The sequence below is a fragment of the Gottfriedia acidiceleris genome (assembly GCF_004138285.1).
Taxonomy (GTDB): domain Bacteria; phylum Bacillota; class Bacilli; order Bacillales; family Bacillaceae_G; genus Gottfriedia; species Gottfriedia acidiceleris_A.
Genome location: NZ_SCFN01000083.1, coordinates 1 through 277 on the forward strand (window position 1 = coordinate 1; position 277 = coordinate 277).

At 57.8% G+C, this 277-nt stretch carries 1 rRNA gene; it reads right to left on the minus strand.

Annotated elements, in window-relative coordinates:
* Positions 1-277: ribosomal RNA gene (locus tag EP747_RS24075) — 16S ribosomal RNA — on the minus strand; the annotation flags it as partial.

Genomic DNA, 277 nt, shown 5'->3' on the forward strand with positions numbered 1-277 from the left:
TACGACCCGAAGGCCTTCATCGCTCACGCGGCGTTGCTCGGTCAGGCTTTCGCCCATTGCCGAAGATTCCCTACTGCTGCCTCCCGTAGGAGTCTGGGCCGTGTCTCAGTCCCAGTGTGGCCGATCACCCTCTCAGGTCGGCTACGCATCGTCGCCTTGGTGAGCCGTTACCTCACCAACTAGCTAATGCGCCGCGGGCCCATCTGTAAGTGATAGCCGAAGCCATCTTTCAATAAAGGAACAGGAGTTCCTTTATGTCATCCGGTATTAGCTCCGG